The 16871-nt window shown below is 66.1% G+C and carries 12 protein-coding genes; 1 reads left to right on the top strand and 11 read right to left on the bottom strand.

The features are described from left to right. Positions 1 to 13: 13 nt before the first annotated feature. The 9 genes from ACH4YL_RS24940 to tgmA all read right to left on the bottom strand — a co-directional run bounded on the left by ACH4YL_RS24940 (position 14) and on the right by tgmA (position 13344). On the bottom strand, positions 14 to 883 hold the full coding sequence (locus ACH4YL_RS24940) for a D-alanyl-D-alanine carboxypeptidase family protein (protein ID WP_398509788.1): 870 nt from the start codon (positions 881 to 883) through the stop codon (positions 14 to 16). Between the two features lie 478 nt (positions 884 to 1361). Next, a complete protein-coding gene (locus tag ACH4YL_RS24935) occupies positions 1362 to 1706 on the bottom strand; it encodes an SCO0607 family lipoprotein (protein ID WP_398509645.1) in 345 nt (114 codons plus the stop codon). A 135-nt stretch (positions 1707 to 1841) separates the two neighbouring features. Beyond that, positions 1842 to 2087, bottom strand: a complete 246-nt coding sequence (locus ACH4YL_RS24930; protein WP_398509644.1) for a Smr/MutS family protein — start codon at positions 2085 to 2087, stop codon at positions 1842 to 1844. Positions 2088 to 3074: 987 nt separating this feature from the next. After that, positions 3075 to 5936, bottom strand: a complete 2862-nt coding sequence (locus tag ACH4YL_RS24925; protein ID WP_398509643.1) for an AAA family ATPase — start codon at positions 5934 to 5936, stop codon at positions 3075 to 3077. A 207-nt stretch (positions 5937 to 6143) separates the two neighbouring features. Further along, a complete protein-coding gene (locus tag ACH4YL_RS24920; RefSeq protein WP_398509642.1) occupies positions 6144 to 6701 on the bottom strand; it encodes an RICIN domain-containing protein in 558 nt (185 codons plus the stop codon). 144 nt (positions 6702 to 6845) lie between these two features. Next, positions 6846 to 8318 (bottom strand): hypothetical protein, encoded by a 1473-nt coding sequence (locus ACH4YL_RS24915; protein WP_398509641.1) that lies wholly within the window; start codon positions 8316 to 8318, stop codon positions 6846 to 6848. Between the two features lie 189 nt (positions 8319 to 8507). Then, positions 8508 to 12026, bottom strand: a complete 3519-nt coding sequence (locus tag ACH4YL_RS24910) for a hypothetical protein (RefSeq protein WP_398509640.1) — start codon at positions 12024 to 12026, stop codon at positions 8508 to 8510. Between the two features lie 180 nt (positions 12027 to 12206). Next, positions 12207 to 13136: an ATP-grasp ribosomal peptide maturase gene (gene tgmB / locus ACH4YL_RS24905; RefSeq protein ID WP_398509639.1), complete on the bottom strand. Its 930-nt coding sequence runs from the start codon at positions 13134 to 13136 to the stop codon at positions 12207 to 12209. Between the two features lie 13 nt (positions 13137 to 13149). Further along, the gene (gene tgmA / locus ACH4YL_RS24900) at positions 13150 to 13344 is read right to left on the bottom strand and encodes a putative ATP-grasp-modified RiPP (protein WP_398509638.1); all 195 of its coding nucleotides are present in this window, start codon (positions 13342 to 13344) and stop codon (positions 13150 to 13152) included. Positions 13345 to 13628: 284 nt separating this feature from the next. Here tgmA and ACH4YL_RS24895 point away from each other — a divergent pair, with 284 nt between their 5' ends. Further along, complete coding sequence (locus tag ACH4YL_RS24895; RefSeq protein ID WP_398509637.1) at positions 13629 to 15386, top strand: hydrogenase maturation protein; 1758 nt, start codon at positions 13629 to 13631, stop codon at positions 15384 to 15386. A gap of 155 nt (positions 15387 to 15541) precedes the next feature. Here the strand turns inward: ACH4YL_RS24895 and ACH4YL_RS24890 are convergent, their stop codons facing one another. Then, positions 15542 to 15988, bottom strand: coding sequence for a hypothetical protein (locus tag ACH4YL_RS24890; protein ID WP_398509636.1), 447 nt, complete (start codon positions 15986 to 15988; stop codon positions 15542 to 15544). Between the two features lie 22 nt (positions 15989 to 16010). Further along, positions 16011 to 16463 (bottom strand): HesB/IscA family protein, encoded by a 453-nt coding sequence (locus ACH4YL_RS24885; protein WP_398509635.1) that lies wholly within the window; start codon positions 16461 to 16463, stop codon positions 16011 to 16013. Between the last annotated feature and the right edge of the window lie 408 nt (positions 16464 to 16871).

Below are 16871 nucleotides of genomic sequence, written 5' to 3'. Positions count from 1 at the left end.
GTCGCCCGCCGTGTCACCCAACGGCGGTACGCCCCTCACCGGCAGGCACCGCGGAACGGAATTCCTCCGTCTGCGCAAGAGAGGTGCCGAACGCGTAGTCGAGCAGCTTGCCGGCGTCCGGGTAGCGGTCAGCGCCGTTGAGGACGACACCGATGACGGTCCGCCCCTCGCGCTCTGCTGCGAACACCAGACAGGGCCCAGCGGGCGTGCTCGTGCCGGTCTTGATGCCCAGGGTGCCGTCGTAGGCACTGAGCATCTGGTTGGTGTTGGTCCAGGTGTAGGTACGTGTGTTGCCGTTCGCGGCAGGCGCCCCGGTGGTGATCTTGGTCGTCTTGACGACACCCCGGAACGTGGAGACCTTCATCGCGGTTCCGGCCAGCTTCGCCAGGTCTTTTGGCGTGGAGTAGTTGGCTCCCGAGTCCGAGACGCCGTCGAAGGAGTCGAAGCGGGTGTTCGTCATGCCGAGGGCGGCGGCCTTCTTGTTCATCCTGGCGATGAACGAGACTGTACGGGAGGACTCCGTGGCGCCCGCCCCGAAGGTGTCGGCGAGCGCGTAAGCGGCATCGCAACCGGACGGCAGCATCAATGCGTAGAGGAGCTGACGAATGGTCATCCTGTCGCCGGTCTGCAGATCGGCCGTGCTGGCTCCGTGGCGGAACACGTAGTCCCGGTAGGACTGCTTGACCTTCACCTTGCGGTCGAGATCGAGACCTGGCGTGTCGAGAACCACCGCCGCCGTCATGATCTTGGTGGTGCTGGCCATCTCCCGCCTGGTGCTCGCGGCCTTGGCGTAGAGCTCTCCCCCAGCCGAACCGTCCAGCAAATAGGCGCCCTTGGCGCTGACCGCCGGGGGCGGAGTGTGCGCAGGAGCCGCAGAGGACATGAGGCTGAGCCACACCCCCGTGGTCACCACGGCGGCACCGCGACGGAGGCGGCGGGCTCGATGGGAGCGCCGGGCAGGATGGCTTTGCCGGGTCCGAGGTATCAAGGCAGTGCTCCGAAGGTACGTTCCTTGTGACATCCCTGACCGGGATGCCCGTCCATGACCAGCAAGCTAGGTGATCAGCGGATTCTGCGGGCGCGTGAAATCCTTACGAATCCATGGCGGTTGGAGCCGCAGACGGACATCAGGGTGTCGGTGACCGCGCCCGCGCGGACCCCGCCCCGGCGCGTGGAGTCGAGACGGGACACGATCCCACGTCGCCATCGTCGTCCCTCTGTCGGAGCTTCACACGCACCACTCCAGGGCGTGTACCGCCCGCAAAGGGCGGTGAAGGCCGATGCTGCGCCACACGTCTTGTCGACTCCTTGCGTGAACCTTGTCGTCATCACCCGCCGCGAGAACGCCCGCTGGGCGGCCATCAGTTGCCCCCTGGCACCTCGACGATCCGGCCCTCCTTGTCCACGGTGTGCGTGTCCCAGTACTTGTCCCACTTGTCATCGACCTTCTGCGGCTCCTTGCCCTCGGGGTAGCGCACATAGCCCTTGGGTGGCTCCTCACCCTTGGTGACGCAGTCCCCGCCGATTGCGCCGACGGCGAGCGTTGGGTACTCGTTCTCCATGCAGATGCCCTCCTCGTACCCGAAGTCGGACAGCGAACAGCCGGCGAGTGCGAGGACTGCGGTCGCGCTCACCGCTGCGGCGATGAGGTGCCGCTTGCCCGGGCGGGTCATACGGAGCCGGCTGATCCTGCGGAACGCGGTCATGGTCACTCCCGTGTCGAGGTGAATGCTTTCTTAACTCTGGTGCCCCATAAGCCGTGCGGAGCGCGTCCCGGCATATCTCAGGGCAGGAGAAAACGGCGGTCGCTGCAGCGACCGCCGCGCACCTCTCCGTTCCTCCTACTTGAAATAGACCACGATCCGGCCCGCATTGTTCGGGTCCGCTTCCACGCGACGGTAGAACTTGCGCATGTGGTTCTGGTTCAAGTACGCCAGGACATGCGACTTGAGGTTCTGCTTTCCCTTCCCGGGGATGATTTCCGCCACGGACTCTCCCGCGCTGTACGCGCCGAAGATGAAGCTCCTAACCGCCTGGTCGATATCCCGGTTGTTGCGGAAGATCGGGTGCAGATCAAGTGAACGCAAGATACCTCTCCCTCTCGGGGAACCATCGAATTACGGGACAACTTCTGCCCGTCTCCGTACTGCGCCTATACCTACGGATGGAGCAGCCACTCGGTTCAGCCTTGGCCGGCGGTCAACGTAATCAGTTGCCCGGCCGGCGCGGGCGGTGCTGTACTCGCAAATGTCTGCCTCGGCGCATGAGGGCAAGACGACGGCGGTCGAGGTCTCCACGAAGGCGCTGCGGTGCGGCGTTCCGGGGTGCGGGCGGGTGAGATCGCGAAGGTTGGGGGCTTGGTGAGGTACGGATCGGGGACTGGGTGGGCACGGCCCGCAAGGATCCCGTGATGCGGACACCATTTCGCGCCGCCCACGCTGGACACCGTCGTGGTGCCCGGCACTGGAATCGATCGAGGCGCACTGCATCTGGCCCTGGCCCCAACTCGCTGACAGGACCCGCTGATCGACCTCCGACAGGTCGACCTACGCGGCCAGGTCCATCTCTCCCTCCACGACGAGGTGCAGAAGGAGCCGGTGAACTCACCTACGCGCGCTTACCTGGACTCATACGCCCAGTGGTACCGGGTCGTGTACAACGCCAGCCACAACGAATTCGATGCCCACACGTAATGAACCCCACCACGCCGAGTACGTAGAACACGTTGGTACGGGCATTCTGGCAGAGCTAGCCCGCACTGCCACCGAACACCTCGATAGCGGTGGCCCAGGGGCCGCTGCGACTGTGCAACGACCCCACCCACGTGAGCACGGCACCGCCGACCAGCCGCGCCCAGGCCTGTTGGGGAACCTACGGGGTTGACCAGTTGGGGAACGGGCCGAAGCCTGGAAACGCAGCCCGGCTTCGGCCCGCCCGCTCTCCTGCCTTGTCGGTACATGGGCACCTTCGGACGGTGGGTGCGGCCGAGGTGAGAACCTCGATGTGCAGTGTCGTCCTCGATGCGGTACTGATCCAGAACCGGTCGACGTGCAGGCGGTGCGGCCGATCCGGGATCAGCTCACCGCACGAGGCCGAGACCGGGCTGCCATGGCTCTGGCGACCTCGTTGCGTGAGCGCAGGCCCAGTTTGGCGAGGATATGGGTGACGTGGGTCTGGACTGTGCGGCGTGAGGAGTAGAGACGCTCGCCGATGTCCGGATTGGACAACCCTTCCGCGACGAGTTCGGCGATACGCAGTTCCGTGGGGGTCAGCGCTTCCCAGCCGTCTGCGGGGCGCTTGCGCGCTCCCATGACGCGCCGGCGCAGGCCCACCGCACGCCAGCGCGCATCCGCTCGCTCGAGGTCACCCGTCGCACCCAGCTGGAGATACCCCTGCACGGCCTCCCGCATCGCCGCCCTGGCCTCCGCGGTGTCGCCCGTCTCGGCCAGCACCACCGACAGGTCCTCGGCGCACACGGTGGCCTCAACCACTCGCGACACCGTACGAAAGAAGGTCAGTGCCTCACGCAACGGCCCTGGGTCGGAAGTGAGCAAACCCTGGCACTGGCGTGCCGTCGCTCGCACGACTTCACGAGTGTCACGTTCGTGTACGCGGCTCACCGCGGCGAGCACTTCCGCCGCCAGCGCACTGTCCTCCAGCCCTCTGGCGGTTCTCGCCGCGAGGGGCAGGGGGCGAAACGCGTCATCGCAGGTCAGCAGGAATTCGTCCGAGAGGATCCTGCGCAGGATCGCGCGCGCATCGTCCTGACGGCCTTCGGCCTCGGCTATGGCCAGACGCGCATACATGAGGATCCCGGACACGGCCCGGACGTTCGGCGCCATCTCGTCCTGCCCGATCGCTTCCAAGTGGGCGGCTGCTTCGGCCAGTTGGCCCCGGCGGATCTTCAGCATGGCCGTCATGCTGTGGCGGATGACGGTGACGTAAGGAGCCTCCGACAGCTCTTCCGACAGTTCCAGGTCGGCCAGAGCTTCGTCATGAGCGCCGACGATGTAGGAGAAGTTCGCCGTCGCCACCAGCACCATTCCCAGTCGCGCCGTGCCGGCTTCCGCCGCCAGCTTGCGCGCCTTGCGTGCACTCTCCCGGGCTCGGTCGAGGAGGTCCACTTGGCGGAAGAGGTCCAGGCTGTTGGCCAGGAGAAGCAGGTGTACGTCGGTCAGTTGGGGATCGCCTTCGGCTGCGGCGATGCCCTCTTCCAGATACCGCCGTCCCTCATCCAGCATGTCCGCGCGCAGACACGCGACCTTGAGCGAGTTCGCCGCGTAGGCGATGGTCTGAGCATCGCGGAGTGCCCTTCCGCTTTCCATCGCCTTGTGCAAAATCGGCATCACGGAGTCACCGCCGACTTCGCCGGGCAGCGTCACCAAGAGGACGCCGTGCAAGGCGCACAGCCGGGCCTCCCACAGCGGTGGGAGTTCCCACCGCCGAGGAGCGTCGGTCACCAGGTCCAGGGCTTCGCCCGGCCTTGCCTGCTGGAGCAGGCTGTACGCCAGGATCCAGGTCATCTCCGCGGCCTGAGCGGGTTCTTTCGTGCCGGCAAGAACCCTGGTCGCGAGGGCTTCGCACTCCTGATGCCGGCCGCGCAGGAACGCGGCCATCACCAGGACGGCTTCCAGCGGGTCGCGCCGCTTGTCGCTCTTGCCCAGTGAGGCGACGGCCCGTTGGAGGAGCTCCCGGGCAAGCTCCGGGGCTTTGCAGAGCAGACTGGTTCCCGAGTCGGCCAGCCAGGACAGCGTCCATTCGTCCTGCACTCCTTGGGCGAGGAAAAGGTGTGCCGCGACCCGTTCGGCAGGCCGGCCGTCCTCGCTGAGCATCTGTGCCGTGTGGCGGTGGCGCATGGCCCGTACCGGCGTCGGCATCGACTCGTAGAGGGCCTGCCTCAACAGCGGCGCGTGGAACTCGGCGGCTGCCCCGGTGTCGCGCAACGCACCTGTTGCAGCCGCTTCGTCGAGCGCTGTGATGACTCTGGCGACGGACCAGCCCAAGACAGCCGCGAGCTCGCCCGGCTCAAAGGTGGTACCCAGCATGCTGGCGGCCCGCAGCACCTCCAACGTGTCCTGCGCCATGTGCCCGATACGGTCCGCGATGACCTCACCCAGCGATCCGGGCAGCCGCTCCTCGGCCTCAGCGCCGCGCACGAGGTGTGCACTTCCGTGCCGCACCACGATGCGACGCTCGCGCACCATGGCAGCCGTCATCTCGCGTACATACAGCGGATTCCCGCCGCATTTCGCGGTGAGCGCACGGAGTTCGTCGCCAGCAGCGACCCCGAGAAGTCCTTCCGTGAGGCGAGCGGTCTCCTCCTGGTTCAAGGGACCGAGTGCAATCTGCTGGGCCCGTCTCGACAGGATGGCCCGGCGCAGCTGATGCACCTCGTCGCGCGTCGAACCGGTCGTCACCTCCGCCACCAGCAACAGCGGCACCTGCGCGGTGAGCCGCGCCAAGCCGCCGAGCACGGCCAGGCTCGCCTCGTCCACCCACTGCAGGTCACTGGCCACCAGCACCACCGGCTGTACCGCACACGCCCGCTCCACCCGGGCCAGCGCCTCCTGCACCCCCGCGGCCAGCGGATCCCGCGCACTCGCTCCCCACAGAGACCCGCCCTCCGGGGGCGTTTCCACCGCCCGTACGGGCCGCAATGCCTCGGTGATCAGCTGGAAGGGCAGGCTCACACAGAATTCATCCGCACTGCCGCGCAGCAACAGGACTTCAGCCGCGCCGAAGCGCTGCACTGCCTGACTCACCAGCGCGCTCTTGCCGATGCCGGGCGGCCCCTCTATGAGGACACAACCGCCCTCTCCATGACGAAGCGACGTCAGCAGATCCTCAAGCACGCCGAGTTCGGCAGTACGCCCCACCCACCGAGACCGGTCTGATATCGCGCTGATCGTCAGCGGCGGTGGCTGGTTCTCGTCCATGCGCGGATCTTAGGCCGTGCGTTGCCCCTCGTAGGGGTTCGGGGGATACGACCTGGGGGACCTTCAAGTTGGACGCCGCTCCCGGCGCCGACCGGCTGCCCGAGATCGCCTGATTGCCCACCGAATGCGGGACCATGCGTGGGCCCGGTCGGCGAGCTCGCCGACCGGGCCCCAAGTGCATCCGCTCCTCACCGACAGGGGCGGAGATCAGCCGCGGGTGGTTCGGGCCCACTTCTGGGAAGTGCTGCCGTTGCAGACCTGTGCATAAGCCCGCTCGTAGGTGCCGCCGAGGCAGAACGGCTGGTTTCCTGTGCGGGGGTGTTTGGCACGAATGGCCATGTTGTTGAAGGACGTGCCGACAGCGTCGAGGAGGGCGGTTTCGTTGTTCCAGATCGCGTCGCCGCACCTGGCGTCGGTCGCGAGATGCCCGTGCGGGTAACTGTCCGACCACATGATGAGGCATTGATTCGTGGCCCTGTTCTTAATCCTGAACCGTCCATAGCCGTCATCGGCCGTCAAGTCGGCAGAGAAGATCGTCCATGTCTGGTGCAGATTGTTCACTTCGCAGGGCCGCATATAGACGTTGCCCTGGTGGTTCGCGTCGAGGCAGCGCTTGGTCTGCTGGTTCTTGAGCTGGCCGGTGACCTCGGCCGCCACCGCGGGTGAAGAGGCGGCGACGCCGCCGCCGACCGCGAGAACGGCACCGAACGCACCGACCATCGCTATGCGCTTGAGCCGTCCCACCTGTGCGCGCGCACGCTTCATATGTGCTGGTCTCCTTGCTGTGACAGGTATCCGGCGAAGCGCCGGACCAGAGAAGAACACCACGTCGAATCCCCGCCGTTGGGCCCTGCACGTATTACGAGATCCTTACGCGTCCCTGACAGGTGCGGGCCGCGCGCCCGGCCCTCAACTATCCGCAGCGCGCCCGGCGCCCAGCGCCTTGACGTGCTGGGCCAACAGCACTCGGCTCGTCTCGTCATCGAGTTGGAAGTCACCCAACGGGTGCCGCTCGCTACCTTGGAGCGCAAGGAACGTCCGCACCTCCGGGGACACAAAGATCCCGGCCTCCTCGACTTCGGCGAGCGAGAACCTGACAGCTATGTCGTCGATCGGGTCCGCTGTGGGCACCAAGGGTGCCGCGCCGATGGGCGGTAGTTCGGTCGGGGTCCCTGGCAAGGGGCCGCCGAAGATATCCTCGGCGTGCTCGCGCGGGAATTTACCTTCGCGTGCGATGGCGCGGAGCTCTTTCTTGGTGAGCGGAAAGACGTTCTCGTAGCGCGTCCAAGTGTCAATGAAGGAGATGGACGGAGGAGGCTCCTGCATTTCTTCCATGGCAAGCTGGAAGCCCTCCATCGCCTCCGCGAAACTGTGCTGCTGAAGAAGCACGTTCGTCGCCAGTAGACCGAGCCTCAGCAGACCAAAATTGATGTCGACTTTCTGCCTTTCCGCCAGGATGGCGAGGCGGACGGCAATACGGTGGACCGACCCCGAGATGCCCGTCGTCATGAGACCTCCGCCAAGCTCCCAGTTGAGCTGGACTGGAGCAGACATGGGCATCTCATACATGGCTCTGGGCAGCTCCCAGGCAGTGTCAAGTAGAGGGTTGATGAGCTTCATCTCTGCATCGCTCAGAGAGGGAACCACAGTTCCCAATCTCAGCCTGAGCACCGTCTCGTGCCACCGGGAGAACTGCTCCCGCATGAGGACCGGATCGTCTGCGACCCCCGCAGCCCACCGGGCTCTGATCTTGCCCTTCACTTCCTCGTAGCGATTGAATATCTCCGGTCGGCGCCGTAGCGCTAGCTGCCCCTCGATCGCTGGCGGTTCCTTGGGCTCGAAGCCGACAAGGTCTCTGAGCAACCTGCTTTTCAACCCGTGGAAGAAGAACGCCGCGAGTTCGCGAACATTTCCCGACTCAACGACCTCCTCGAGCGCGTCACGGTCGGTCCCTACAGCCCCGGGGTCTTGCGGGTCGTCGGAGCCGAACAGCTTGACATCCCGGTCGGCATCGATCGCCATGTCCCAGACCATCTTCGCGAGACGCCGGAGCTCCAGGGTCACCGGCTCCATATTCGTTGCGATGTGCCGGGCGAGATTCTGCTCGAAGATCTCGGCTTCTTCTCTGTACCGAATTCTGGCGAGATCCAGCGGCGTTGCAGGGAGCCCCGTGGGGTCATGGACAGGTGGTGCAACGCGAACGATGGCGGCGATCCGTTCGATGTGCCGATCACGCAGGCCGTCCGGGGTGAGACCGTCCTTGACCCACCGTTGGCGTCTGCCTTCACGATGTTCGGGGACCTTGCCTGCTTCATCGTCAAGTACGTCCTGGCTGATGGGCTCTCTATGAGGCGCCATGGCGCTACCGGTGACGTTCAGCAACTCGCCGGGAGTGCCGAGCAGTTGAGAGGCCTTCTGGTCGCCGGCCGGGGTGGTGGCGCTCGCGGCGCTCGCTTCGTTCGGGATGCCGAGTTGCTGCCCGATCGCGCGGGCGAGCGTGCCAGGTGTGTCATTGAGGTGCCAAGAGCGTTGGTCGGTGGGTGTGTCCGGATCTCCTTTCCTTGCGGGGAGTTATGCTCCCTCAACGCCGTATTGCTGCCCACCGATGAGAACGCTGGGCTCGACTCTGTCCCCGTTCCTCAGCCAGGTCTTGGCCAAGACCGCGGCGGACTCGAATTCACGCACATCATTGTCCGCGAAGACGAGGCCTGGCGTGCCGTCCTCCTGGTCGCCGACGCGCATGACGTGAACATCTCTACGGTGAAATACGTCTGCGGAGTCTTGGGCGTTGAATTCTTCATTGCCTTGGTCGGGGATGGTTTGTGCAGGCTTATCGAAGCGGACCATGTTTCCGTGTGGCTCAGCCTTGGTCACGGGGTCGCGGTCCACGAGACTCACGACGGAGGTCACCTTGCCGCCCACTTGCGTGACGTGGAGTTCACCGGATCCTGACAGTCCGTAGTTGGGGGCTTCGAGGCGTGTGGCGGTGGCGCGTTGGAGGTTCTGATTGCCTCTGGCGATGTAGTTGACGGCAAAGAGGACTGGACGCCAGGAAGCGTAACGTCGCCGCTCCGGGTCGTTGAAGATGGTTTCGGCGATGTCCACGTGACGGCCCAGAGAGTTGCCTGCGGCGTCGATGAGGTTTCCCTCGGTATCGGCGTCGGCGACGATGACCCATGCGCCGCCCCAGGGTCCCCAGACGGGATATGTGGGGGCAGCGGCGGAATAGAGCTTGCCGTCCTCGCGGAGCTCGAGCCAGAGCATCTGTGAGGTGTCGACCACGCCGGTCGTGCTGGCGCGTAGCTTGCCCCAACTGCGACCGGTGGGAAAGCCTTTGCTGCCGTGCAGCAGACTGCCATCCTCCAGCAAGGCGGACACAATCTCCGGTGGCTTTGGTGCTTGATGACTGGAGTCGCCCGGTTCCGGCAGCGCCGGAGTGGCCTGGCCGTCGCCCAACTGGAGCTGGCCGAAGGCTTCCTGCGGCGGGTCCCACACATCCGGTGCCAGGCTGACGACCGCGACAGGACGCAGAGCACCGACGAACTCGGCGCCGGCCAAGACTGGACCGGTGTCGCTGGCGGTGGAACCAGTGCTGACAGGCGTGGAGTTGGTGGGGGTGGCGGTCTGGTAGGTGGTGCCGTTGTGGATGAGGGCGGCGTCGGGTTGGGGGTTGGGGCCGAATGTGGCTTCGGTGGTGGTGCTGGTGGTGGGGTTTGTGCTGACCAGGCTGAGGGTGAGGTTGTGGGTGCGGGCGGCGATGGAGGCGGCGGCGGTGGCGAGGAGTTCGGCGAGGTCGGTGAGGTCGAGGGTGGGGTCGGGGGTGGTGAGGAGGTCGGTGAAGAGTTGTTCGGGGGCGATGGTGGTGCTGGTGCGGGGGATCTGGCCGCTGTGGGTGAATTCGGCTTGGAGGCGGTCGAGTTCGAGGATGGCGGGGTCGAGGCGGTCTGCTCCGGTGAGGGGGAGGGTGGTGAGGAGGGGGTGTGTGGTGGGGAGGTCTGCTGCGGTGACGTTGTCGGTGATCCAGTTGAGGAAGTCTTGGGGGGTGTCGGGGATGCCGTCGAGGTTGAGGTGGGGGGAGTTGAGGGTGTTGATCCAGGCTTGGGCGGTGGTGTGGAGGGTGGTGGTGTGAGGGGTGGGTGTGCCTGTGGGCGTGGGTGTGCCTGTGGGCGTGGGTGTGCCGGTGGAGGTGGTCGGGGTGGTGCCGGTGGGGGTGGTGTCGGTGAGGTCGTAGGGGGTGTCGCCGAAGTGGGTCTGGTCGGTGCCCTCGGTGCGGTAGGCGTGTTGGGGGTCGGGGGTGTGGCCGGTTGGGGGGAGGTGCTGCGGCGGGGTGGTCCGCGGTGTGCCGGTGGCGGGGTCGAGGGGGGAGGTGTCGCTCGGGCCGGTGTCGTTCCCGCCCTCGTCGATGGGGCTTTCGTCGAGCGGGGTCAGGTCGCCGTCGCTGGTGAAGTCGTCGAAGGCGGTGTCGAGCGGGCTGTTGCTCGTCGAGATGCCGGTCAGCGGCGGCGGGGTGTTCGTCAGGCCGCTGCTCGCCAGCGAGGGGGTGCTGTTGGTCAGGCTGGGGTTGAGTGGGTTGTGGGTGGGGGTGTTGAAGGGGGTGTTGTCGTTGGGGGGCAGGTTTTCGGGCAGACCGGTGCCGTCGGAACCGGTTCCGGGCGCGTTGTTGGTGTTGTTGCTGTGGGGCGGCGGGAAGGTGCTGCCGGTGTTGAGTGGTGGGGTGAACGTGCCGTTGTTCAGCGGGGTGTTGAAGTCATTGCCTGTGTTGAGGTGGGTGTTGGGGTCGTTGCCGACGGTGTTGACGTTCGAGGTGTACGGGTTGGTGTCGGCGGGGTCGTCGGTGCGCGCGAGCTCCCCGAGGTTGGGTTGGCCGACGGGCCCGTGGGGGTCGACCGGATCGGGCCGGATCTCGGCCTGCGGGGTGTAGATGGGGGGCGGGTCGAAGGGTGAGCCCTGCTGGCCGACGTTGTTCTCGTTGAACGGCAGATTGTTCTTGTTGCCGAAGCCGTTGCCACCCGAGTTGCTGCCGGGGCCATTACTGCCCCAGCTGTTGCTGTTGAGCTGGTGGGGCCCGAACTGGGGGCGGGGCTTGACGTAGTTCTTGTAGACGAAAGTGCCGAAGGCCATGCCGGCGCCGAAGACGAGCATGGTGGTGGCCGCACTGACCATGCCGCCCAGAATCTGATCGCTCTCGAACTTGGTCCAGTTGCCGTCGAACGCGCCGTTCACGAACCAGCCGGCAGTGGCCTCGCCGATGCCCTCACCGGGAATGGTGCCGAACTCATGGAGGATCTCGCTGCCGAACTTGCGGTGGTCGAAGAAGTCCTTATAGAGGCTCTTGATCCCGATCGCGATGCCGTCGGCGATACCGCTCGCCACATACCCGGCGACCAGCCCCAGGACGAACGACTTCGCCACATCCAGGCCGTCGATGCCCTTGGGCTTGGCCCGCCCGGTGTTCAAGTTGATCTGCGCGCCCTGCACCGAGAGTTCGATGAACGCTTCCTGAATGCCCTCATCGAACGCCGGCAGCACATTCGCCCGCGTCAGCATCCGGTAGACGGTGAGCAGCAGCGCGAAACGGGTCCGCATCTTCAGCAGCAGGATCTCGGTCATCGACGCGCCGCCGGTGAACGCCAGAACCGACGTCAAAAACGACAACTCGATCGCGAACGCGATCAACTCGGCGATCAACTGCCACTTCGTACCCTGCACATTGCGGGCCTGCTCGACCTGCCCGTCCGCCATCGCGACCAGGTTCCGCTTGAACCGCTCCAACTGATCAATGGTGCCGCCCTCACCGGTCAACTGACCGATCCCAGCGGCATACTGGTCATACGCCGACTGCGGCAACCCCTCACGCGCCCTGCCATACGAGTCACGAAGCATGTACGCGATCTCAAGCATCGCATTCGCAGCATCCAACATCGGATTACTGGAGTTGAACGCCATCGTCTCACTGGCCTTCGGCGGCCTCTCACCCAACAACGCGTAAAAGGTGCCCTTCTCCTCCTCAGTGAACGTCAGATCACCAGGAATACCGCCCTCAGCAGCCCCACCCGCACCCCCGCCGCCACCACCACTGCCTACGGCCATGGCTCCCCACACTCAGCCCGAGTGAAGCGACCCGCACACATCACAACACTCCGCACCGCCGGCGACACCCAACGTCACCATGAGACGGCAGCCGGCTTGCAGAAACCTTGTCGAAAGTGCGCGAACAGGTGCTGACGACCTCGATGTCATCGCCGCCCCGGCGCCCAGCGACCCCGAAACCTAGCCAGAAAGCCGGCCGAGCCACTCCGCCACAGCGTCGGCGATCGGCTGCCCCGTCTCCAGTTCCACGAATCCGAACTGGCCGCCCTGGTTGCACTCGAGGAACCACCAAGTGCCGTCGGCGTCCTCGGCGAAGTCGAATGCTCCGTACACCAGTTGGGCGCTGAGCAGGTAGGCGTTGGCCGCGCGTCGGATATGCCCGGGTGTCTCGACAGGGCGCCAGCACTCGCCTGTGTTGCCGAAGCGTCCGTCGACCTGATCAGCCGCAGACACCTTCCGGGCCGCGAAGAACTGGTCCCCCACCACGGTCAGCCGTATGTCCGCAGACCTGCCGACGAACCGCTGCAGCAGCGTCGGCCCGGCGGACACACTGGAGAAGTCGGCATCTGCCGGTACGAGGGTCGTCGGCAGTGCCACCGGAGGTTCGCCCGCCGGGCGGCCCGAGACGGATTTCACCACCACGTGCCGATAACGCTCGGCGAATCGCTGTGCCACCTGCGGATAGGTCGTCACGACAGTGGCCGGTACGGGAAAGCCGCAGCGATGGGCCAAGCGCACCTGCCATGGCTTGAGCCGGGCTCGGTCCGCTGCTGCCAGCGGGTTCATCCAGCGCGCCCCGAGTCCCTCGAGCAACCCGTAGAACGCCTGAGCGCATTCGACCGTGAGCCACTCGCATGCATCCTCGGCATGCGCGGCGGGAAGGCCGGGCCGGCGCACCCACACCGAGCGGATGTGGTCCACGTTGACGACGCGGCTCCCCGTCGAGAGGTAGCCCTCAAATTCTCCGTGGACGTACTCCGCCGACATCGCACAGCGGGCCGGCATGTCCGCCGGATCGAAGCGGAGCAACGGCACGCCTCGGGCGTTCAACCGGTCGACCACCATGTCGGCGGTCACGTCCTGCTCGCAGGTCAACACCAGGACCGTCATGGCCCGCTCCGCATCAATCGTCGAAATGAGTGGCGGAGCCGGCGGTGGACGTGGTGGTGCCGAGCTGGAGCATCAGCGCCTTGTCCTTTGCCGTCCGCCGTCCATCGGCCAGCACATTCAGCTGGAGTGTGTCGTCGTATTCGAAGGGAGGGGCAGCCGCCTGCTGCTGCTCCACACCTGTCGCGTAGCGCCACACGAACTGCTTCATTGCCGTCCCCTTCTCCTCAGCCCTAGTCGGGCGGGTCATTCGGCACTACGTCTGGAAACAGGTCGTCGCCTCGCTTTGCGGGACGGCCACGCTCGCCGCGCGCCACATCGTCCAAGTCGGATACGTCCGGAAGCTCTCCGGATCGGCGCCCACAGCGCGATGCCCGGCTCGACACTCGGACAGGTCCGGCCGAACCAATCGCAACCGACTGTCGTAGTTGAAGCCACACGGCCGAACTCCCCACGAGGCCACCACCATCCTCTGTCCGACGGAGGCTCCTTCCGATGCGCATTCTCCTGATCTCCAGCGCCTTCAACAGCCTGACCCAGCGCTTCCACACGGTCCTGCGCGACCGCGGTCACACCGTCTGTGTGCAACTTGCCCTCGGCGACGACGCGATCCGCGAGGGCGTCGACCGTACGGATCCGCACCTCATCCTGGCGCCCATGCTGACCACCACCGTTCCCGAGGACATCTGGTCCACCCGGACGGTGCTGATCATCCATCCCGGTCCGCTGGGCGACCGCGGACCTTCCTCGCTCGACTGGGCCCTGCACGAGCGGGCACGTGACTGGGGTGTGACCGTGCTGCAGGCGGGTCGCGAGATGGATGCGGGCGACATCTGGGCGTCCGTCCCCTTCCACGTGCCACCGGGCATCAGCAAGAGCGACCTGTACCGCGGCGAGGTCGCGGACGCGGCGGTGGAGGCCGGGCTGCTTGCGGTGGACCGCTTCGCCGCCGGCAACTGGCGGCCCGTTCCACTCGACTCCGGCGCAGGTTACGTACGCGGACGCCTCCGCCCGTACCACGCACAGGAATACCGCCGGATCGACTGGAAGACCGACAGCACCGCCGCCGTGCTGCGCAAACTGCGGGCGGCTGACTCCCGTCCGGGTGTCCTGGAGGAGCTGTACGGCACCGAGTACTACCTCCACGGCGGCCACCCCGAGGACGAGTTGCACGACACCGTCCCGGGCCGGTTCATCGCCACCCGCGACGGCGCGATCTGCCGGGCGACCAGTGACGGAGCGGTGTGGATCGCCGAGCTGCGCCGCCGTCGCACCAAGGGGTCTACGCCGGCGTGGAAGCTGCCCGCAGCGGATGTCCTGAGCTCCCACTTGGCACAGGTGCCCGAGGTTCCGGTCGACCCCGGAGACGCCGCAGGCCGTGCCACGTACTCGCAGATCCGCTACCGCGAGAGCGGCCCGGTCGGTCTGCTCTCGTTCTCGTTCCCCGGTGGCGCGATGAGTACGGACCAGTGCCGGCGGCTGCTCACGGCGTACCGCACCGCCTGCACCCGTCCCACATCGGTGCTGGTACTCGGCCCGGAACGGGACATCTTCTCCAACGGCATCCACCTCGGCATGATCGAGGCCGCCGCGGACCCGGCTGCCGAATCGTGGGCCAACATCAACGCCATGAACGACTTGGTCGAGGCCATCTTGACCACGACCGACCGGCACATCGTTGCCGCCCTGTCCGGGAACGCGGCGGCCGGAGGGCTGATGATGGCCCTCGCGGCCGACGAGGTCTGGTGCCGTGAGGGCGCCGTCCTCAATCCGCACTACCGGACGATGGGCCTGTACGGCTCGGAGTACTGGACCTACACCTTGCCGCGCAGGGTCGGTGCGGAGATGGCGGAGCGGCTGACCACCGAGGCGCTGCCGGTGAGCGCCGCCGCAGCCCGGTCCATGGGCCTGATCGATGTGTTGGTCCCCGGCAGTCCGGGCGAGTACCGAGCCTGGGTGACCCGGGCCGCAGCCAACCTGGCCACGTCCCCCATGCTCGCCACCCGCCTGGATCAGAAGAAGGCCCGCCGCGAGCAGGACGAGAGGACCAAGCCCCTGGCGGCCTACCGTGCCGCTGAACTAGACGAAATGAACCGCAACTTCCGAGGCGGTCCCACCGAGCCGTACCCGAGCCTGCGTCGCGCCTTCGTCCACAAGACCCGGCCCCCGCAGACCCCGGCCCGCCTGATCCTGACCTGCCCGCACTCCTACGAGAGTGATCGTGCCGGAACCGTGGCGCTCAGTTCGGTGTGAGGGGGTCTCGTACGGCTCGTCAACGCTCTGAGCTCGCGCGGGCACGGACTCTCGGACTGCCGCCGGGCAATGTGTTACGCAGCCCCGCTTCTCCCATGCCTCCATGCGGCGGGAGCACTCCCCTGCTCCCGCCGCTACACCATGGCCTTCACAACTCACTGGGACAATTCCCCAGTTGCCGCGCCGAGGTTCCGGAGGAATTCGCGTGCACTTGTCACCCCAAGTGACACGCCCACGCCGCGCATCAACACATCCTCCTGGCCCGGTGAACACCCCGCAAGGAGTTCGCCTCCGAGCAAACGGCTCTCTGCAAGCCACCGCCACGCACGCCCCGCCTTGTCGCGGTCGGCGATGGTGAGAACGACCTCGGGACTGATCAATTGGGCCTGGCACCACACAGCCCACTCGATCTCATGCTCAAGTACGCGCCGCACCTGGCGCATCGCACGCGCCGGATCCATCCGGTCGGTGAACAGCAGAGTCAGCGCGAGGACCTCGTACGCGGCACGGAACTCCATCGAAGCCGTCGACCATGTCGGGCGGAATCGAGAGATCAGTCCGTACGACAGCGCCTGAGCACATGTCCAGTTGGGCGCTTCCACCTCCGGCTCCGAAGGGACCGCGTCACTGGAAGGAGTCACCACAGCCGCACGTACCTTGCGCGTTCGGATTGTCGATGGTGAACCCCTGCTTCTGCAGGGTGTCCGCGTAGTCGATTTCCGCCCCATCCAGGAACGGTCCGCTCAGCTTGTCCACGACCACGGCGAATCCCCCGTACCACTGGACCGATTCACCCGCCGTCTCCATGGCCGTACGCTGGTTCGCCTCTGTGGCATCGTCGGGTTCGGCGAAGCCTTCATCCGCGTCTTCGTCCTGCTGCTTGCGCAGCACCTTCGCGTACTCGTCGGTGAAGTACAGCTGGTAGCGCATCCCGGAGCAGCCTCCGGGCTGTACGGAGATGCGCAGCGCGAGTCCGGGCTCCTCCGGCTCCAGCAGTTTGCGTATCTTCTCGACCGCGGCATCCGAGAGATTCACGGAGTACCGCGGCGGAGGCGTGATCGTGCTCTGCTCGGTCATCTAACCCACTTCTGTGTCCGACTGCTGTTGGTGACAGCTCGGCTGCCCGCCGGCCCTGCCATCGATTCGCGCCATCCGCTCGTGGCGATCGCGATCCACACCTGGGTTCGCAGATCCCGGCGAGCGTGTGCGCTGCCGACGACAGGGTGCAACCGATACGTCCAGCTGCGAACACCACGCGTCTCGAACTCGGGCACCCTCCGTACACAGTCGGTCAGTTCACTACTCGGGAGTACCCCGACCACGTGGTTCCCTTCGGCGCGTTCTGCCTCGGATCGGGCATACAGGCGACAGCGCCGACACCAACTCGGAAGGGTGCGGCTCTGTTGCGGGGAGCCCTTGGATGATGATTCGCAGGTGCGGGACGGCATGAGGAGGGCTCTTCCTCGTTGATCAAGGTGTTCTACG

Origin of the sequence: Streptomyces sp. NPDC020681 (assembly GCF_044334895.1) — a bacterium.
Lineage (GTDB): Bacteria > Actinomycetota > Actinomycetes > Streptomycetales > Streptomycetaceae > Streptomyces.
Note: the sequence above shows the minus strand (reverse complement) of the source record. Positions and strands in the feature narration are given on the sequence as shown.